The organism is Brachybacterium sp. FME24, from assembly GCF_014897705.1.
In the GTDB taxonomy this organism is placed as follows: Bacteria; Actinomycetota; Actinomycetes; order Actinomycetales; family Dermabacteraceae; genus Brachybacterium.
Genome location: NZ_JABUXV010000003.1, coordinates 280,102 through 299,864 on the forward strand (window position 1 = coordinate 280,102; position 19,763 = coordinate 299,864).

The 19,763-nt window shown below is 69.4% G+C and carries 14 protein-coding genes and 1 tRNA gene; 6 read left to right on the plus strand and 9 right to left on the minus strand.

The genetic code is table 11. The annotated features are described in order from the left end of the window. Positions 1 to 24: 24 nt before the first annotated feature. Genes INT51_RS04985 through INT51_RS04995 form a run of 3 tightly spaced genes read left to right on the plus strand, consistent with a single transcriptional unit; the run spans position 25 to position 3,217 of the window. On the plus strand, positions 25 to 1,338 hold the full coding sequence (locus INT51_RS04985) for an ABC transporter substrate-binding protein (protein WP_226831951.1): 1,314 nt from the start codon (positions 25 to 27) through the stop codon (positions 1,336 to 1,338). Beyond that, the gene (locus INT51_RS04990; protein ID WP_193104099.1) at positions 1,335 to 2,327 is read left to right on the plus strand and encodes a carbohydrate ABC transporter permease; all 993 of its coding nucleotides are present in this window, start codon (positions 1,335 to 1,337) and stop codon (positions 2,325 to 2,327) included. Before INT51_RS04985 ends, INT51_RS04990 begins: the two co-directional genes overlap by 4 nt. Beyond that, positions 2,324 to 3,217: a carbohydrate ABC transporter permease gene (locus tag INT51_RS04995; RefSeq protein ID WP_193104100.1), complete on the plus strand. Its 894-nt coding sequence runs from the start codon at positions 2,324 to 2,326 to the stop codon at positions 3,215 to 3,217. The genes INT51_RS04990 and INT51_RS04995 overlap by 4 nt, the downstream gene beginning before the upstream one ends. A gap of 100 nt (positions 3,218 to 3,317) precedes the next feature. Here INT51_RS04995 and rho read toward each other — a convergent pair whose 3' ends face one another. From rho to lysA, 5 genes are all read right to left on the minus strand, one after another. Beyond that, the gene (rho, locus tag INT51_RS05000) at positions 3,318 to 5,519 is read right to left on the minus strand and encodes a transcription termination factor Rho (protein ID WP_193104101.1); all 2,202 of its coding nucleotides are present in this window, start codon (positions 5,517 to 5,519) and stop codon (positions 3,318 to 3,320) included. Between the two features lie 317 nt (positions 5,520 to 5,836). After that, complete coding sequence (thrB, locus tag INT51_RS05005) at positions 5,837 to 6,751, minus strand: homoserine kinase (protein ID WP_193104102.1); 915 nt, start codon at positions 6,749 to 6,751, stop codon at positions 5,837 to 5,839. After that, a complete protein-coding gene (gene thrC / locus INT51_RS05010; RefSeq protein ID WP_193104103.1) occupies positions 6,748 to 7,806 on the minus strand; it encodes a threonine synthase in 1,059 nt (352 codons plus the stop codon). The genes thrB and thrC overlap by 4 nt, the downstream gene beginning before the upstream one ends. A 5-nt stretch (positions 7,807 to 7,811) precedes the next feature. Continuing rightward, on the minus strand, positions 7,812 to 9,161 hold the full coding sequence (locus INT51_RS05015; protein WP_193104104.1) for a homoserine dehydrogenase: 1,350 nt from the start codon (positions 9,159 to 9,161) through the stop codon (positions 7,812 to 7,814). A 180-nt stretch (positions 9,162 to 9,341) separates the two neighbouring features. Continuing rightward, positions 9,342 to 10,754, minus strand: a complete 1,413-nt coding sequence (lysA, locus tag INT51_RS05020) for a diaminopimelate decarboxylase (protein WP_193104105.1) — start codon at positions 10,752 to 10,754, stop codon at positions 9,342 to 9,344. 337 nt (positions 10,755 to 11,091) lie between these two features. Between lysA and INT51_RS05025 the strand changes: the two genes are divergently transcribed. After that, positions 11,092 to 13,380 (plus strand): bifunctional alpha,alpha-trehalose-phosphate synthase (UDP-forming)/trehalose-phosphatase, encoded by a 2,289-nt coding sequence (locus INT51_RS05025; protein ID WP_193104106.1) that lies wholly within the window; start codon positions 11,092 to 11,094, stop codon positions 13,378 to 13,380. On the opposite strand, the gene pabB is transcribed toward INT51_RS05025, so the two are convergent. From pabB to INT51_RS05045, 4 genes are all read right to left on the minus strand, one after another. After that, the gene (gene pabB, locus INT51_RS05030; protein WP_193104107.1) at positions 13,355 to 15,196 is read right to left on the minus strand and encodes an aminodeoxychorismate synthase component I; all 1,842 of its coding nucleotides are present in this window, start codon (positions 15,194 to 15,196) and stop codon (positions 13,355 to 13,357) included. The two genes, INT51_RS05025 and pabB, sit on opposite strands and share 26 nt — an antisense overlap. 112 nt (positions 15,197 to 15,308) lie before the next feature. Further along, a tRNA-Arg gene (locus INT51_RS05035) sits at positions 15,309 to 15,381 on the minus strand. 78 nt (positions 15,382 to 15,459) lie between these two features. Further along, positions 15,460 to 16,518 (minus strand): tRNA (adenosine(37)-N6)-threonylcarbamoyltransferase complex transferase subunit TsaD, encoded by a 1,059-nt coding sequence (gene tsaD / locus INT51_RS05040; RefSeq protein ID WP_193104108.1) that lies wholly within the window; start codon positions 16,516 to 16,518, stop codon positions 15,460 to 15,462. Beyond that, positions 16,515 to 17,399, minus strand: a complete 885-nt coding sequence (locus INT51_RS05045) for a M23 family metallopeptidase (protein ID WP_304502076.1) — start codon at positions 17,397 to 17,399, stop codon at positions 16,515 to 16,517. The genes tsaD and INT51_RS05045 overlap by 4 nt, the downstream gene beginning before the upstream one ends. A 384-nt stretch (positions 17,400 to 17,783) precedes the next feature. On the opposite strand from INT51_RS05045, the gene INT51_RS05050 reads away from it, so the two are divergent. Together INT51_RS05050 and INT51_RS05055 are read left to right on the plus strand one after the other, a co-directional pair. Continuing rightward, on the plus strand, positions 17,784 to 18,596 hold the full coding sequence (locus tag INT51_RS05050; protein WP_193104109.1) for a response regulator transcription factor: 813 nt from the start codon (positions 17,784 to 17,786) through the stop codon (positions 18,594 to 18,596). A gap of 71 nt (positions 18,597 to 18,667) precedes the next feature. After that, a complete protein-coding gene (locus tag INT51_RS05055; protein WP_193104141.1) occupies positions 18,668 to 19,702 on the plus strand; it encodes an ATP-binding protein in 1,035 nt (344 codons plus the stop codon). The last annotated feature ends 61 nt before the right edge of the window (positions 19,703 to 19,763 follow it).

The window sequence follows — 19,763 nt, forward strand, 5'->3', positions numbered from 1 at the left end:
CACCACTCAATGAGGAGGGTGCGTATGAGCGCTGCGCTCGCACGCCGTCCACACCGAACGATCGCCAGTCCGTCCCGCCGTTCCCTGCTGCTCGGCGCGGGCCTGCTCCCGCTGACCCTTGCCGGCTGCGGTTCCGACCCGACGATCTCCGACGATCCCGACGAGCTGGTCATGTGGTACTGGGACCGCTCCGCCAGCCCGAAACTGCTCGAGGAGGCCACGGCGCAGATCCCCGGGACCCAGCGGACTCTGCGCGCTGACGTCATCGGCACCAGCTTCGATACCAAGCTGCGCACCAGCCTTGCCGGTGACGCCTACATCCCCGACATCACCTACATCAACTCGAACAACGCCCTGTACTTCACCAATGAGGATCAGTTCCTGGATCTGTCCGAGTTCGGCGCGGACTCGGTCAAGGACGACTTCTACGAATGGAAGTGGGACCTCGGGAAGACGCCCACGGGTCGGTTCTGCTTCTTCCCGCTCGACATCGGCCCGACCGGATACTTCTTCCGCCAGGACATCTTCGAAGAGGCCGGCCTGCCGAGCACTCCCGAGGACGTCTCCGCGGCGATCACCACCTGGGAGGAGTGGATCGCGCTGGGCACCGAGCTCCGGGAGGCCGCCGACGCCTACCTGGTCAACGATGCGCAGAACATCTTCGAGGGCTTCTTGAACTCGAGCCCGGAACGCTACTTCGATACCGACGACAAACCCCTGTACCTCCAGCCCGACAGCGCCGTCCGCCAGGCCTGGGACACCACCGTCGCCGCCATCGAGGCCGGGGTGAGCGCCAAGATCCCGCGCGATCGCGGCACCGATCAGAATGCGGCATGGGCCAGTGGTCGCACCGCGGGCAACATCGGTGCGGCCTGGTGGACACAGGTCCTCGAGGAGTCCGCTCCCGACACCGCCGGCACCTGGCGCCTCGCCTCCCAACCGGTCCGCCCGGGCAACAACGGCGGCTCCTTCGCCGCGCTCCCCCACACCTGCAAGGATCCCGAGGCCGCGCTCGCCTTCATCACCTGGATCAATTCTCCGCAGAATCAGGCGGCGGCGTACCAGGACGTCCAGCTGTTCCCCTCCACTCCCGCTTCCTTCGAGAGCCTGTCCTACTCCGGGGACTTCTACGGGGACCAGAACCCGCTGGAGTTCTTCTCCACCGCTGCGGAGTCCGTCCCCTCCTCGTTCATCAGCACCTGGGAGACCATGATCAGCGGCACCTTCACCCTCGAGATCACCAACGTCGAGACCTCGGGCAAAGATCCGCAGCGCGCCTGGGAGGACGCCGTCGCCCAGTCGGAGAAGGTGCTCACCAAGCGAGGGATCACCACATGAGCACGGCAGCCCCCGCTCGTGAGACCGCCCCCTCCACCGGACCGCCCGCCGCACGCGACCCCCGCGCGAAGCGGAAGAAGAAGCTCCGGGAGATCTTGCCGCTGTACGCGGCAATCTCCCCCTTCTATCTCCTGTTCGCGATCTTCGGGCTCTTCCCGATCCTGTTCTCCATCGTCCTGTCCTTCACGAACTGGGACGGAATGGGCGACGTGTCCTTCGTGGGACTGGCGCAGTACCAGTACCTCGTCACCGACGGCCGCTTCTGGAACGCCGTCGGCAACACCTTCATCATCTGGTTCCTCTCCACGATCCCGATGCTGTCCCTGGCGATGGTCATCGCCTTCCTGCTGCATCAGAACATCCGCTTCACGAAGTTCTACCGTGTCGCGTTCTTCCTGCCCAACGTGACCTCCATGGTGGCGATGGCGATCGTGTTCGGCTCGGTCTTCTCCGACACCTTCGGCCTGGTCAACTCCGCGCTGACGGCGCTGGGCATCGACACGGTTCCGTGGCTCTCCAGCAGCTGGGGCATCAAGATCACCATCTCGATCATGGTGATCTGGCGCTTCACGGGCTACAACGCCATCATCTACCTCGCCGGCCTGCAGTCGATCCCGATCGACATGTACGACGCCGCGAAGGTGGACGGGGCGAACCTGTGGCAGGTCTTCTCCCGGATCACCGTGCCGATGATGCGTCCGATCATCCTGTTCACGGTGATCACTTCGACGATCGGTGGCCTGAGCCTGTTCACCGAGCCCCAGGTGCTGCTCGGCGACAGCGGTGGCGCCGGTGAGGCCGGTATGACCATCGTCCTCTACCAGTACAACCAGGCCTTCACCCAGTTCGACTTCGGCTACGGTTCGGCGATCGCCTGGGCCCTGTTCCTGATCGCGGCCGTGTTCTCGATCATCAACTGGCGCCTGGTCTCCGGGCGCGGTGACGACACGGTGCGCCGTTCCGCACGGAAGAAGGAGGCACGGCGATGAGCACCCTCACCCCGATCCCACCGAAGAGCTCGACGGACGAACGCCCCATGAACAAGCACTACGTCGCCCGCGGCAGACTCGCAGCGGTGATCACGCACCTGTGCGTGATCATCGGGGTGCTCCTGTCGATCTTCCCGTTCTACTGGCTGATCGTCATGTCCACCTCGACCACCGGAGAGATCTTCGGCTATCCGCCGAAGCTCACCTTCGGCACCAGTTTCGCGGAGAATGTGCGCAGCGTCGTCCAGAGCGTCGACCTCCTGCAGGCCCTGATGAACACGATCATCGTCTCCACCGCATGCGCCGTGCTGGTGATGTTCTTCGACTCGCTGGCGGCCTTCGCCTTCGCGAAGTTCGACTTCCCGGGGAAGAAGCCGCTGTTCATCCTGCTCATCGCCACCATGCTCGTGCCCGGCAGTCTGTCCCTGGTACCCAGCTTCATCCTGATGTCCGAACTGGGCTGGGTGGGTACGCTGCAGGCTCTGATCGTCCCGGGCGCCGCGAACGCCTTCGGCATCTTCCTGCTGCGGCAGATCGCCGCGGGGTCCATTCCCGACGAGCTCGTGGAGTCCGCACGCATCGACGGCGCAGGGTTCTTCACGACGTACTGGCGCGTCGGGGTGCCGCTGCTTCGCGGCGGCCTCGCGTTCCTGGGCATCTTCACCTTCATCACCGCGTGGAACGACTACGTGTGGCCGTTGATCGTGCTGGTCAATCCCGAGCGCCAGACCCTGCAGACCGCCCTGCAGAACCTCAACTCGCTGTACCTGACCGACTACGGCATGGTGATGGCCGGAGCCCTCATCAGCGTGGTCCCGCTGATCGGCGTGTTCATCATCGGTTCCCGGCACTTCATCGCGAACATCGCCGCCGGGGCTATCAAGGGCTGACCCTGCCCCGGTCGCGAACAGAGGACGAGGGCACCTCCACCGTGGTGGGGGTGCCCTCGCCTTTCGTCCGGAACCGGGATGCCGTTCCGGACGCGAGCGATCAGTCGGCGTTGCGACCGTTCACGCTGGGCGTGTTCTTCTGGACCGTCATGAGGAACTCGGTGTTCGACTGGGTCTTCTTGATCCGCTCCATCAGCAGCTCGAGCGCCTGCTGCTGCTCGAGGGACCCGAGCACGCGGCGGAGCTTCCACATGATGGCCAGCTCCTCCTTGCCCATGAGCGCCTCTTCGCGGCGGGTGCCGGAGGGGTTGACATCGACGGCCGGGAAGATGCGCTTGTCCGCGAGGTTGCGCGAGAGTCGCAGCTCCATGTTGCCGGTGCCCTTGAACTCCTCGAAGATGACCTCATCCATCTTGGATCCGGTCTCCACCAGGGCGGAGGCCAGGATGGTCAGCGAACCACCGTGCTCGATGTTGCGCGCCGCACCGAAGAAGCGCTTCGGCGGGTAGAGCGCGGACGCGTCCACGCCACCGGAGAGAATGCGGCCGGAGGCCGGAGCGGCGAGGTTGTACGCACGGGACAGACGCGTGATCGAGTCCAGCAGCACGACCACGTCGCGACCCATCTCCACCAGACGCTTGGCACGCTCGATCGCGAGCTCGGCGACGATCGTATGGTCCGAGGCAGGGCGGTCGAAGGTCGAGGCGATGACCTCGCCCTTGACCGTGCGCTGCATGTCGGTGACTTCCTCGGGGCGCTCGTCGACCAGCACCACCATGAGGTGGACCTCGGGGTTGTTCACCGTGATCGCGTTGGCGATCTGCTGCATGATGATCGTCTTGCCGGCCTTCGGGGGCGCGACGATGAGGCCGCGCTGGCCCTTGCCGATCGGGGAGACCAGATCGATCACGCGGGTCGAGAGGCCGGTCGGGGCCGTCTCCAGGCGAAGTCGCTCGTCCGGGTACAGCGGGGTCAGCTTGCTGAAGTCGACCCGCGAGCGCGCCTTGTCCTGCGGCAGGCCATTGACGGTATCGACCTGGACCAGGGCTGCGTACTTGCTCTGGTTGCCGCCGCCACCGCCCTTGCCGCGACGGTTGCGACCGCCGCCGTAATGCTGCGGCTGCTCGACCTGCTGGTCCTCACCGTCGCGAGGAGCCTTCACCTGGCCGGTGATCGCATCGCCCTTGCGCAGGCCGGCGCGCTTGACCTGGTTCATGGTCACGTAGATGTCGCTCGGCCCGGGCAGGTAGCCAGTGGTGCGCACGTAGGCGTTGTTGTCCCGGATGTCGAGGATGCCGGCAACGGTCATCAGCTCCTCGCCGTCGCGGGAGTCGGAGCCGTCCTGCTGATCATTGCGAGAGCCCTGGTTGCCCTGAGATCCCTGGCTGCCCTGAGAGCCCTGGTTGCTCTGGTTGCTCTGAGATCCCTGGTTGCCCTGGTTGCCGTAGCCGCCCTGGTCATTCTGGGACCCGCGGCCGCGGCGCTTGCGGTCGCGGGAGCGGTTGCGGCTGCGGGAGCGGCCACGACGGTCGTCGTCGTAATCGTTGCCCTGGCCCTGACCCTGGTCGTCGTCGCTCTCGCCGGAGCGATCCGGCAGCTCGATGTCCTCGAGACGACGGCGCTGGCTGTCCTGCTGGTTGCTGCGACGATCCTGACGGTCCTGACCCTGCTGGCGGCCGCGGTTGTCCTCGCGACCCTCGTCCTGACGATCCGAGCCCGAGCGACCAGTGTCGCCGGAGCGGGAATCGTCACGACGGGAATCGTCGGAACGGGAGTCATCCCGACGGGAGTCGTCCCGACGAGTGCTGCGACGCGCGCCGCCACGGTCTCCCTGCTCTGCCTGATTCTGCTCTGCCTGATTGCCTTCGCGGTCGGGCATCTCGAGGCCGAGCTCCGGAGCGTTGTCGGCGCCCTGGTCACGGCCCCGGGAACGGGAACGGCTGCGCGAGGAGGGCTGGTCGGAGTCGGCCTGCGAGGCCGGCGCCTGGTCCTGCTTCGCCGACTCCTGCTGCGGTGCCGCTTCCTGCGTGGAGCTGACGGGAGCGGACTGCGCCGGAGCGCTTTTCTGCGTCGGAGCGGTGCTCTTCTGCGAGGCGCTGTTCTGCTGCGGGTCGCTGCGTTCTGGGGGCGCGGCGGAAGTAGAGGCGGCGGGGGCCGACGAGGGGCCACCCCCGCGGATCGCGTCGATCAGCTCGCCCTTACGCAGGCGACGAGCGCCTTTGATGCCGAGTCCGGCCGCGATGGCCTGGAGTTCGGGGAGCTTCTTCGCCGCGAGATCTGCGCCAGAGGTGGTGTCGTTCACCCGGGTTCCTTCCTCTCGAACCGGCCGGAGCCGACTCTGTTCTGGTCTGGGTGCCGCTGCAGGCAGAGGGACAGGAGTCCGGGTGCAGCAACGGCGGGTCCAAGCAAGGTTCTCGCCACGGTGCAGGGCACCGGTGGTCGGCCTGCTGGTGTGCTTCGGGGTGCGTCAGCGTCGGTACACGGGCCTGCTCGGCACGACGTGCGCGGAGCGCAGGGTTCATGCGGGACGCTGATCAGGGGGATGCATCGGGATACGGGACGCTGCGTGCACGATCTGCAGCAGAGCTCGCCATCGGACGATGCCGCCTGGACGCAGGCTCAACCTACCACAGGGGCACTGCCGGTCTCACGCAGCGGCACCTGCGCGATACGCCACCCCGTGGGGTCGGCGACGATCCGCCGCACCAGCGGGGCGATCTCGGCACGGTCACCGGAGAGCACCAGGACCGAGGGCCCTGCGCCTGAGATCACGGCGGGGTGGCCCTCCTGGCGCAGCACCCTCATCAGCTCCACGCTCTGCGGCATGCCCGAGGCACGCTGCTCCTGGTGCAGGCGGTCCTCGGTGGCCTCCATGAGCAGCTCCGGGACGCCGGTCAGTGCATGGACCAGAAGTGCTGCCCGCGAGGCGTTGAAGACGGCGTCACCGTGCGGCACCGACTCGGGCAGCAGCCCCCGGGCCTGGTGCGTGGACAGGGTCGCCGTGGGCAGCAGCACCAGAGGGTTGACGACCCCGGCGGCGTGCGCGAGGGGCACAGCTCGCGCCTGGCCGGCGTTCATCCAGGACAGGACGACGCCGCCGAGCAGCGCGGGCGCCGCGTTGTCCGGATGGCCCTCGAACTCCGCGGCCAGGTGCAGCACGCTCTGGTCGTCGAGGGCTTCCGGGTCGGACAGCAATCCGCGGGCGAGCAGCAGCCCGGCCACGGTCGCGGCGGCGCTGGAACCCAGGCCCCCGCCGTGCGGGATCCGATTCACGGTGTGGAGCCGAATTCCGCTCTGGGGCGCGCCGGCGTGGTCGAGCCCGCGGCGCAGCGCGCGCACCACGAGGTGCTCCTCCCCCGTCGGCACCGAGCCAGAGCCCTCGCCCTGGGCGAGGATCTCCACCCCACCGGTGGTGGCCTCGAGCTCGAGGTCGTCGCACAGCTGGAGAGCGAGCCCGAGGGTGTCGAAGCCGGGACCGATGTTCGCGGAGGTCGCCGGGACCCGGACGGAAACCCGGGTGTGCTGGATCCTCACAGGCCGATGGCGTCCGCCGCGGCGGCGATGTCGACGGGGATCACTGTCGGGGTGAGATCGCGCTGCGACAGGGCGGTATCGATGTCCTTGAGACCATTGCCGGTGACCGTGATCGCGATCGTGGCCCCGGCGGGGACCAGCCCGCGCTCGGACTGCTGCAGGAGACCGGCGACGCCGGCTGCGGACGCCGGCTCGACGAAGATGCCGACCTCGGCCGCGAGCAGACGCTGGGCGTCGAGGATCTGCTGGTCCGTGACGGCATCGATGAGGCCGCCGGAGTCGTCCCGGGCGGTGACGGCGAGGTGCCAGGAGGCCGGAGCGCCGATCCTGATCGCGGTCGCGACGGTCTCGGGGTCGGTGATCGGGTGACCGGCCACGAAGGGCGCGGCGCCGGCTGCCTGGAAGCCCCACATGGCCGGCAGCGAGTCGGTGATGCCTGCTTCGTGGTATTCGCGGTACCCCATCCAGTACGCGGAGATGTTGCCCGCGTTGCCGACCGGGAGGATGTGGATGTCCGGGGCCCCGCCCAGGGCGTCGCTCACCTCGAAGGCGGCGGTCTTCTGTCCCTGCAGACGATACGGGTTCACCGAGTTCACGAGCTCGACGGGATGCTCGGCGTCGAGCTTGCGCGCGATCTCGAGGCAGTCGTCGAAGTTGCCCTCGACCTGGATCAGCCGCGCGCCGTGCACGACGGCCTGGGCCAGCTTCCCGGCGGCGATCTTGCCCTGGGGCAGCAGCACCGCGCAGGTCATGCCCGCTGCGGTGGCGTACGCGGCAGCCGAGGCGCTGGTATTTCCGGTGGATGCGCACACCACGGCGGTGGCGCCGTCGTTCAGGGCCTTCGACATCGCCGAGACCATGCCGCGGTCCTTGAAGGACCCGGTCGGGTTCTGCCCCTCGACCTTCACGTGCACCTCCGCGCCGACGAGCGCGGACAATGCGGGCGCCGGCACGAGCGGGGTGCCGCCCTCGCCCAGGGTCAGCAGAGCGTCGTTCTCGGCGAAGGGCAGGAATTCACGGTATTCGGCGAGGACGCCGCGCCACTGGTGTGCCATAGGGGTCATTCTCCTTCGATGCGCAGGACGGAATCGATGCTCAGCACCGTCGAGGTGGAGGAGAACACGTCCAGCGCCGCGGTCATCGCCGACTCCAGGGCGTGATGGGTGCTGATACCGATATGCGCCAGGGCCTGCTCACCCCCGTCGTCCTGCTGGTCGAGGAGCTCCTGATGGATGGTCGAGATGGAGATCCCGTACCCGGACAAGGTGCCGGCGATCTCGGCGAGCACGCCGGGCCGGTCCTGCACCGTCAGCGAGATGTAGAAGGCATTGCGGAGGTCGTCCAGCGGGATCAGGTCGAGCTCGGCATAGCGGGATTCGCGCGGCCCCACTCCCCCACGCACCCTCTGACGGGCCGCGGAGACCACATCGCCGAGGATCGCGGAAGCCGTCGGCGCCCCGCCCGCGCCCTGGCCGTAGAACATGAGCGAGCCGGCGGCGTCGGCCTCGATGAAGACCGCGTTGTAGGCCTCGGAGACGGAGGACAGCGGGTGACTGTCTGGCAGCAGCACCGGGTAGACCCGGGCCGAGATCCGCTCCCCCGATTCGTCGCGCACGCGCTCGACGATCGAGAGCAGCTTGAGGGTCCGGCCCATCCGGCCGGCCGCGGCGATGTCCTGCGCCGTGACCTCGGTGATGCCTTCGCAGTACACATCCGACAGCCGCACGCGGGAATGGAAGGCGAGGGAGGCGAGGATCGAGGCCTTCGCCGCCGCGTCATGTCCCTGCACGTCGGCCGTGGGATCTGCCTCCGCGTACCCGAGCTCCTGCGCAGCGGCGAGGGCCTCGTCGAAGCCCACACCGGTGCGGGTCATCGCATCGAGGATGTAGTTGGTGGTGCCGTTGACGATCCCCAGCACGCGCTGGATGCGGTCACCGGCGAGGGACTCGCGCACCGGCCGTACCAGAGGGATGGCCCCGGCGACGGCGGCCTCGAAGTACAGGTCCACCCCGTGGGTGTCGGCCGCTTCGTAGAGGGAGGCGCCGTCCTGGGCGAGCAGGGCCTTGTTCGCGGTGACCACGCTCGCACCGTGCGCCATGGCGTCCAGCAGCAGCCCCCGGGCGGGTTCGATACCCCCCATGACCTCGATGACCAGGTCCGCCTGCTGGACGAGCGCGGAGGCGTCCTCGGTGAGGAGCTCGGCGGGAACGTGCTCGCCACGGTCGCGGGTCAGGTCGCGCACGGCGACACCGATCACCTCGAGACGAGCACCGATGCGATGGGCGAGGTCCTCTCCCTGTTGGGAGATGAGGCGCAGCACCTCGGTGCCGACGGTGCCGGCTCCGAGGACGGCGACGCGAAGGGTCGGGAGGCCCTGGGTCAGCGGGCTGCCGGGAGAAGTCTGTGACATGTGCGAGGTGGTCCTTCCACACGGTCCGACGGGGTGGCCGGGGCGGGCCCTCGCACTGTATCCGAGGGCACCTCCCCTTCGTGACCGTCCATGAACGATTGCGACGCGGACGCGCGAGCTGCGCGGTGCAGCGGTCCGGGGGTGGGATGGGCGCTCCGCATCTGCGGGGCGCCACGGGGCTCAGCCCATGTCCAGCCCGAGCAGATCCTCCTCCGTCTCGCGGCGGATCACCGTACGGATCTCGCCGTCGCGCACGGAGACCACAGGGGGACGCGGGACATGGTTGTAGTTGGACGCCAGGGAGTAGCAGTACGCCCCGGTGACGGGCACGGAGACCAGGTCACCGCGCTGCACGTCGGCAGGCAGGTACTCGTCCTTGACCACGATGTCGCCACTCTCGCAGTGCTTGCCGACCACGCGCACCACCTCGGGGGCGGCGTCGGAGACGCGGCCGGTGAGAAGGCAGGAGTAATCGGCGTCGTACAGAGCGGTGCGGATGTTATCGCTCATGCCCCCATCGACCGAGACGTAGACGCGGTGGTGGGGACCGCCCAGGCGGACGTCCTTGACCGTGCCCACCGAGTAGAGGGTCTGGGTCGAGGGGCCGGCGATCGCACGACCGGGCTCGAAGGACACATGCGGCACCTCGAGCTCGAGCTCGTGGCACTGCTTCTCGACGATGCTCGCGATACCGCTCGCGAGCGCCTCGGGCGTCGCGGGGGTGTGCTGGGTGTTGTACATGACGCCGAAGCCGCCACCGAGGTCCAGCTGGTCGATGGTGTGACCCAGCTCCGCCTTGACCCGGGCGACCAGGTCCAGCACGCGCCGGGCTGCGACCTCGAAACCGCCGGTGTCGAAGATCTGGGAGCCGATGTGGGAATGCAGCCCCACCAGGTCCAGCTGCGAGGTCCCGAGCACGCGGCGCACCGCTTCGAAGGCGGCTCCCCCGGTGAGGGAGAGCCCGAACTTCTGGTCCTCGTGGGCGGTGGCGATGAACTCGTGCGTGTGGGCCTCGACGCCGGTGGTCACGCGGAGCATGACCGAGGCGCGCCGTCCCGTCTCAGCGGCGACCTTCTCGACCTGATCGATCTCGTCGAGGGAGTCGATCACGATGCGGCCGACGCCCGCCTCGAGGGCGCGGCGCAGTTCCGGCACTGACTTGTTGTTGCCGTGCAGGGCCATGCGCTCGCCCGGGAAGCCGGCGCGCAGGGCGACCGCGAGTTCTCCGCCGGTGCACACGTCCAGACCGAGCCCGTCCTCCTGGATCCAGCGCGCGACGGCGCCGCACAGGAATGCCTTGCCGGCGTAGTACACGTCGGCTCCGGCGAAAGGGCGGAAGGCTTCGGCGAAGGCATCGCGGAAGGCGCGGGCGCGGGCGCGGAAGTCGTCCTCGTCGAGCACGAAGGCAGGGGTGCCGACCTCCTCGGCGATGCGCCGCACGTCCACGCCGCCGACCTCGACCGCGCCGTCCGCTCCGCGCCGGGTGGTCTGCGACCACAGGCCATCGATCAGCGTGTTGACGTCGGCGGGATACGGGAGCCACGTCGGGGCGGCGTCGTTGCCGTGAAGGGCTCCGGCCTCATGGGCGCGCATATCTGCTCCTGGGGATCTGGGAAGAAGGGTCTGGGGTGACGAGTCCTGTGAAGGGCGACGACATGACCCTAGACGGCGAGGCGTCCGCGCCGAAGCGGCGTCCGGCCCGCGACCGGAACTGGCCCGGGCCCGGCCCGCCCGGCCGACCGGTCAGCCGCTGTCTGCACAGGTCACAGGCCCAGCTGAAGGCCAGGATCGACGAGCACCGGCCGGGGTCGTGAGCGATCGCACTTGATAGTCTCGAGGTATCGGCTCAGGAGCGGAGATCGCCACCATCCGTCCGCCGTACGGCCCTGCTCCTGCCCACCCCCCGCTCGATCGTCATCAAGGAGTCCTCGTGCCCGGTCCCGCTGCTCGCTCCGCTCAAGACCCCGAACGTCACGGCCATGAACTGGTGGTCGTCGCCAACAGGCTGCCCGTCGGCTCCCGCACACTCCCCGATGGTGCGACGGAATGGGTCACCAGCCCCGGCGGCCTCGTCACCGCGATGGAATCCGTGATGCGGACCGTCGATTCCGGGGCGTGGGTCGGATGGGCCGGCTCTCCCGGAGAAGCCCCCGAACCTTTCGAGGCCGACGGCATGAGCCTGTACCCGGTCCACCTCGAGCAGGAGGACGTCGAGCGCTACTACGAGGGCTTCTCCAACGCCTCCTTGTGGCCGCTCTATCACGACGTCATCGTCGACCCCGAGTTCCACCGCACCTGGTGGGACTCGTATGTGACGGCCAACCGGCGCTTCGCCCGGGCTGCCGCGAGTGCCGCCGGCACGGGCGGCACGGTCTGGGTGCACGACTACCAGCTGCAGCTCGTCCCACGCATGATCCGCGATGAGCGCACCGACGTCCGGATCGGGTTCTTCAACCACATCCCCTTCCCCTCCGTCGAGCTGTTCTCCCAGCTCCCCAAGCGCAACCAGATCCTGCGCGGGCTGCTGGGGGCGGACCTCGTCGGCTTCCAGCGCGAGACCGATTCCCAGAACTTCGTCGCCGCCGTGCGCAAGCTGCTGGGCTATCACGTGGACGGACAGACCATCTCCGTGCCCGGCCTGGGCACGGCGCCGGTGCGCGAGGTGGTGGCGCAGACGTTCCCGATCTCCATCGACTCCGCCGCGGTCTCCACCCTCACCGAGGATCCGGATGTGCGCGAGCGCGCCGAGCAGCTGCGTCGCGACCTCGGGTACCCGCAGAAGGTCGTCCTGGGAGTGGACCGCCTCGACTACACCAAGGGCATCCGCCACCGGCTCAAGGCCTGGGGCGAGCTGCTGGGCGACGGGTCGATCGACCCTCACGACACGGTGATGATCCAGGTCGCCACCCCGTCGCGTGAACGCGTCGAGGCATATCGGCAGCTGCGCGACGAGGTCGAGCTGATCGTCGGTCGGATCAACGGCGACCACTCCTCCATCGGGCGGCCGGCGATCTCGTACCAGCATCGTTCCTTCGACCGTCGTGACATGACGGCCCTGTTCATGGCCGCCGACGTGGTGCTCGTGACCGCGCTGCGAGACGGCATGAACCTGGTCGCCAAGGAATATGTGGCCTCCCGCCCTGATCTGCAGGGCGTCCTGGTGCTCAGCGAATTCGCCGGTGCGGCCGACGAGCTGCGCGCCGCCGTGATGGTCAACCCCCATGACATCGACGAGCTGAAGTCCGCGATCCTGCGCTCCCTGGCGATGCCGCCGGAGGAGCAGGAGGAGGCGATGCGCTCCCTGCGCCACCAGGTGATGGAGAACGACGTACAGGCCTGGGCCCACGACTTCCTGCAGCGGCTCGAGCAGTCGGGCCACCCCCTGGGGGAGTCGAAGCCCCCGGTGCGGCTGACCGGGGACGAGGCCACGGCACCCGAGACCGTCGACGCCACGCTGCGTGACTTCGCGCAGACCCCACGCATCCTGATCGCCTCCGACTTCGACGGCGTACTGGCTCCGATCGTCGCGGACCGCGATGCGGTGGAGCCGGACCCGCAGGCCCTGGCCACCCTGCGCGAACTCTCGCAGATGCACGGAGTGGCGGTCGCGCTGGTCTCCGGGAGGGCGCTGGGGGATCTCGACTCCCATACCCAGATGCCCAGCTCGGTCGTACTGGTGGGCTCCCACGGGGCCGAAGTCGGGGCGCTGCCGCCGTGGATGCAGGCCGAGGTGGTCGACTCCGCGTCGCTGAGCATGTCCCCGGAGAAGGAGGAGCTGCTCGACTCGATCACCGACACCCTGCGCCGGATCGCCCGAGCTCACCCGGGTGTCGAGGTCGAGCGGAAGCCGTCGGCCGCGGTCCTCCACACCCGCAATGCCCGCGGGCGCGGTTCGATCAATGCCACCGAGTCGGCCCTGGAGTACGCGGTCACGCTGCCTGACGTCACGGTCACCCCGGGCAAGGAGGTCGTGGAGTTCTCCGTGGTGCACACCTCCAAGGGCGTCGCGATCGAGACCCTGGCCCGGGCGAGCGCTGCGGATGCCTGGCTCTACCTGGGCGACGATGTCACCGACGAGTCGGTATTCGGCCGCTCGGGCGAGCACGATGTGGGCATCAAGGTCGGCGAGGGCGATACCGCGGCGGGCTACCGGATCGCCGACACCGACGAGGTCGGTGCGCTGCTGAGCCGGCTCAGCGAACTGCGTCGCGAGGACTGAGCACCGCTGGGCGCCAGCCTCGGGCCGAGCTCACCACAGCGATCTCCTGCGCAGCGGCCAGCTGCGCGGCAGTGATGCTCCGCGGTACCGCCTCGCCCTGTTCGAGGGCGAGGCGGCGCCCGATCCCGGGCAGGCACCCATCGCTCAGCGGCGGCGTGCACCAGAGGTCGCCCAGCCTCACCATCACCGTGGCGATGCTCGTCTCCGTGATCCGCCCTCCTGGCCCTATGAGGACCACGTCGTCGGCCGACGGGTCGAGCCTGCGGGCGCGCGCCAAGGCGTCCCTCAGGTGGGCGCGATCGGTGGACTTGTGTCGCACGGCGGGAGACGACGGATCGATCGGGACCGTGTCCACGACGAGCGTCACCGGGGCCGAACTCGGCGGGGTCAGCTCGCGGGCCGTGAGGGTGATCCCTCCATCCAGTCCCAGCCGCAGCCTGATGATCGCAGAACCGTCGGCGCCGATCAGAGCAGGCAGGCGCGAGAGCACGTCTGCCCGGGCGGCGCCGCGGTCCAGGCGGATCGCCAGCTCCCGAGCGGAGGCCTCGAGTCGATCGAGGTGCTCCTCGAGGTGGCGCGGCGCACCGTCCTGCACCGCGAAGGTCTCCAGCAGCGCGAACTGCGTCGGGTCGGGTGCCACTCGGCCCCCCGCTGTGCCGGTGAGTCGGTCCAGCACACGGGCCTTCGCCGCGAGCTCCTCCCACTCGCCCTGCGCGGTCGAGGACCAGGTGACCCCTCCGCCCACCCCGTAACTGGCCGCACCGTCCTGACGGTCGACGACCACCGTGCGGATCGCCACGCTGAAACGCTCTTCAGCGGGCAGCTGCGTGCCGTCGGCCGTCGTGCGGCGGGGAGCGAGCCAACCGATCGCTCCGCAGTAGACGCCTCGCGGCGCCGTCTCGAGCTCGGCGATCAGTGCCATGGTGGAGAGCTTCGGGGCGCCGGTGATCGAGCCGCAGGGGAACAGCGCGGTCAGCAGCTCCTCGAGCACCAGTCCGGGGTGCGCGGTCGCCGTGACAGTGCTGGTCAGCTGCCACACGGTCGGATAGGCGTCAGCGCGCAGCAGATGCGGCACGGCCACGCTACCGGTGCGCGCGATACGAGCGAGATCGTTGCGGATCAGGTCCACGATCATGACGTTCTCGGCCCGCTCCTTCTCGCTGCGCAGCAGGGAGGCGCGCTGCAGGGCGTCCTGCGCAGGGGTGCGGCCGCGCTCAGCGGTGCCCTTCATCGGCACCGAGGAGAGCTCATCGCCCCGGCGATGCAGGAACTCCTCCGGACTCGCGCTGAGCACGACCCACCGGTCGAGGTCGAGAAACGCGCCGGAGGCGGAGCGCTGGGCATCGACCAGGTCGCGGTAGCAGCCCAGCAGGTCGCCGTCGATCCGGCTGAGCAAACGGGTGGTGAGGTTGACCTGATAGGTGTCACCCTCGGCGATCGCCGCGTGCACGCGCGCGACCTTCTCGGCGTGCTCCTCGCGGGACCACTGCGGCAGCCACGGCGCCACCCGGTACGTCCCGAGCTGCGCGGGCAGCGCCGGATCGACATCGGGTCCGCTCGCGATACCGAACCAGAGCAGCGGAAGATCCGGGGTCTTCTGCCGGACCGTGGCGGCAGGATCCAATCCGGCGGCGGCTTCGTAGGTCACCATCCCGAAGGCCCATTTTCCGGCGTCCACGGCCTGCTGCACGGCCTCCAGCGCCGGCCGCACGTCCTGCGGGGTATGCGCGACGATCTCTGCCTCGGCCTCGCTGAACTGGAACCGAGTCCCCGCTCGGAGGTCATCGAAGCGGGCGCGCGGGCGCTTCGGAGCCATGGGGGCGGGATGCGGTGCCTTCACAACGGCCGATCTCCCTCGAGCGGTCGGGGCCGGGAACGACATCACCCCGGCCGATGGTCTCCAGACCGTCGACCGGGGTGTTCTGCGGTGCCCGCGACAGGATTCGAACCTACGACCTTCTGCTCCGGAGGCAGACGCTCTATCCACTGAGCTACGCGGGCCGACCACGGAAGTCTAGCAACACGAGCCGGTGCCCGGAGGCACCAGGGCCGCACCGACCGTCAGGTGTGAGGCGGACCTCACCGCAGCAGCGGCAGCTGGGCGCCGTGCAGGACCGCCGAGGGGTCCGCCGCGATCCCCAGTCCGCTGGGCTGCGCACCGGAGCGCACCAGCAGGTCCCCCACGGCGGCGATCATCGCGCCGTTGTCGGTGCACAGGCGCGGCGGCGGGATCCGCAGCTCGATACCGGCTGCGTCGCAGCGCTCCTGGGCCACCGCCCGCAATCGGGCATTCGCGGCGACACCACCCACGATGACCAAGGTCTGCAGACCGCGCTCGCGGACCGCGCGCAGGGCCTTGGTGACCAGCACGTCGACCACGGCCTGCTCGAAGGACGCCGCGATATCGGCGACCGGGACGGCGTCTCCGGCCCGCTCGATCTTCTCGACGGTGCGGGCGACGGCCGTCTTCAGCCCGGAGAAGGAGAAGGTGAACGGGGCATCTGCGGGCCGCAGCAGGGCCCGCGGGAACGTGTAGGCGCTCGGGTCCCCGCCCACGGCGGCTCGCGAGATGGCCGGCCCACCGGGGTACCCGAGGCCGAGAACTCGAGCCACCTTGTCGAAGGCCTCCCCCGCCGCGTCGTCCAGGGTGTCCCCGAGATGTTCGATCGGATCCCGTACGAGGTCCCCGACCGCGAGGACCGAGGTGTGACCACCGGAGACGATAAGGATGATGCTGTGGTCCGGCAGCGGCCCGTGCTCGAGGGTATCGGCAGCGGCGTGGCCGGCGAGGTGATGGACGCCGAACAGAGGCTTGTCCATCGCCCAGGCGACGGCCTTCGCCGCCGCGAGCCCGACGTGGACGGCGGTGGCCAGTCCCGGGCCGGAGGTGACGGCGACATGCGTGATGTCCCCGAACCCGACCCCGGCATCGTCCAGCGCGAGGTGCAGCGTGGGGACAGCGGACTCGAGGTGTGCCCGGGCGGCGATCTCCGGGACCACTCCCCCGAACTCGGCATGCTGCGAGGCGCTGGAGGCCAGCCCCTGGCCGAGCAGCACGCCCTCGCTGACGATCCCGAACCCGGTCTCGTCGCAGGACGACTCGACGCCGAGGACGACCGGGGTCCCGGAGCTGGTCACCGCAGGATCGACATCGGGTTGGAGTAGTTGCCCGCCTCGTCCATCTTCGCGAAGTGCAGGTGGCAGCCGGTGGAACGGCCGGTCGAGCCGACGTAGCCGACGACGTCGCCCGCGGCGACGGTGGCACCCACCGAGGTGTTGAAGCCCTGCAGGTGGTAGTAGCCGGTGACGACCCCGTTGCCGTGGTCGACCTTGACCCGCTTGCCCGAGGCGTGGTGGTACTCGACGGCGACGACCTTGCCCGCCTTCGCGGACTTCACGGGGGTGCCGCAGGAGGCGCCGAAATCGACGCCGTCGTGGCCCTTGAAGTAGCCGAGCACGGGGTGCACGCGGCCGCCGTAGCCGGAAGTGATCGGGCCGTCGACGGGCTTGATGTAGCCCGCACCGTTCGCCGGGGCGGCCTCGCCCGCGGTCTCACCGGAGGCGTCCGTCACCACGGGTTCCGGCTCGGGCTCGGGAACCTCGACCTCGATGCCTGTGCTGTCGGCGTCGGCATCCTCGGATGTCGCCTCCTCGGCCGCCGGAGAGGTGCGCTCCTGGTCGCGGGTGGCGTCGTCGTCCTCGACGCGGGTCTCGGTGGCGACCTGCTCCGTGCTCGCGGAGAGCTCCGCTTCCGGGAGGGCGACGGGCGCAGAGGGCGCCTCGGTGGCATGCGCGGCGGGAGCGACCTGCGGGGCCTGCGCGGCGACGGACTCACCCTGGGGGGTCTCGTCGATCCCGGCGGCGGCAGCGGCCAGCGGTGCAGCGATCGTGGCTGTCGCAAGGACTCCCAGCACGCCGACCTTCACCGCACTCGCGGGGAGGGTGGCATCGCGGTGAGTACCTCCGATTGCCCGGAGCTTGCGCACCGTAGCGTGTCCGTCGGCGCGATGATTCGCCACGTGATCGACCTGCTTCCCATTCGACTGCGTATTCCGGATTCGTACGTCTGTCCGAGCGCGACGCCGGACAGAGGAAGTACGCGTCGCCGAACAACCTCGAACAATCTACGGTCGCGCCCCCGACGGGGACGAGCAGGCCACCCGGGTCATTGCCAAGTTTTTGCCCAGATGCCCCAAAGGTTGCCCACTCTTGACGGCAGCGGCCGTCACGAGTGCCTCGTGCCACGCCGTCGTGGCCGCTTCGCGAGAGACGACCGAGAGACGACGTCGGGGGACGACGCCGAGACGGCTTCGAGACCGATCGAGCGTCGGGAGCCGGATGCAACACCCCAGGCCTCGGCGGTGATCAGCGTCATCGCAGTCGCTGCGGTCTACAGTGGCGCCATGTCGACCCCGGACCAGGCAGTCTCCGCCCGCACCGCGCCCGTGCGCGTCGTGGTGATCGAGGACGAGCCGACGATCACCCGCGCCATCGCCGACCGACTCACCGCAGAGGGCTGGGAGGTCTCCACAGCCCTGGACGGGCCCTCGGGCGTCCGTACCGTCGCCGAGGTGCGACCCGATGTCGTCGTCCTGGACGTCATGCTCCCCGGCTTCGACGGCCTCGAGGTGTGCCGCCGCATCCAGGCCGATGAGCCGGTCCCCGTCCTCATGCTGACCGCGCGCGACGACGAGACCGACATGCTGGTCGGGCTCGGCGTCGGCGCGGACGACTACATGACCAAGCCCTTCTCCATGCGTGAGCTCGCCGCCCGCCTCAAGGCGCTGCTGCGGCGGGTGCGGCGCGCCGGGCCCGCAGCCGCCTCCGAGACCGAACAGAACGTCGCCATGCAGTTCGGTGACCTGCTCATCGATCGAGCAGGTCGGCGCGTGATGCGGGCAGGCGTCCCCGCGCATCTCACGCCCACCGAGTTCGATCTGCTCCTGTGCTTGGCCAACGCCCCCGGCACGGTGCTCACCCGTGAGCAGCTGCTCGCGGACGTCTGGGACTGGATCGATGCCACTGGCACCCGCACCGTCGACTCGCACGTCAAGGCTCTGCGCCGCAAGCTCGGCGCCGATCTGGTGCGCACGGTCCACGGCGTCGGCTACGCGCTCGAGATCCCTGACGACGCGGAGGCCGACGAGGCGCCCGCGGACGACCCCACCGACATCTCCTCGCTGCGCACGCCGAACGTCCCCGACTCGGACTCGTGACCGCCCAGCGTCCCGTGGCGGAGGCGGACGCCCCGACTGCGGCGCGACGCCGGGTCCCGGATCGTCTCGACATGCGCCCGCTGGACCGCTTCCGCTCCTTCAAGGTCAAGCTCGGCATCCTGGTCGGAGCGGTCGTCACCGTCGCCGCGCTGCTCACCCAGGTGAGCATCCGAGCGGGCATCGAGCCGCTGCTGGCCATCCCGCTCGTGGTGGTCGTCGCCCTCGTGTTCACGCAGTTGCTGGCGCGCGGCATGACGTCGCCACTGCGCGAGATGACCGGCGCCGCCCGCGCGATGGCCCGGGGCGACTACACCCAGCGCATCCGCTCCACCAGCCGGGACGAGGTCGGCCAGCTGGCGGCGGCGTTCTCGTCCATGGCCTCGGACCTGGAGCAGACCGACCGTATGCGTCGGGACCTGGTCGCCAACGTCTCGCACGAGCTGCGGACCCCCGTGACGGGATTGCGCGCACAGCTGGAGAACCTGGTCGACGGAGTGACCGAGCCCGACCCTGCGGCACTCGCGGTGGCCCTGGCGGAGACCGAGCGGCTCTCACTGCTGGTGAGCCACCTGCTGGATCTGTCCCGTCTGGACGCGGGCGTGGTCGAGCTGGATCTGGAGTCCATCGAGCTCACCCCGTTCCTGCATGAGGTGGTCGACGCGGCGGCGCTGGCCTCAGAGGGTCGGGATGTGCGGTGGATCATCGACGTCGAGCCGGCCGACCTGACGGTCGCCGCCGATGCCGCCCGGATCCACCAGGTGATCCACAACCTGCTCGAGAACGCCGCCCGTCACTCACCGGCCGGTGGGCGTATCCACGTCAACGCCGCGCGCACCGCGGACGGGGACGGGGTACGGATCGACGTGCACGACGAGGGCCCGGGCATCGCTCGCGAGGACCGCGACCTGGTCTTCGAGCGGTTCCAGCGCGGAGGCTATGCAGACAGCTCCGGAGGAACCGGACTGGGGCTGGCCATCGCACGCTGGGCTGTCGGACTGCACGGCGGCACGATCGAGGTGCTCGACGATCCCCGCACCGAGCTGACCCGCGACGGCCGCTCCTCCCTGATCCGGGTCGTCCTGCCCGACGCTCGCACGATCACGTGATGTCCCACACCACCGACGCCTCAATCCCGCTCCTGCTCCGCGTGCGGCACGTTCCAGGGGC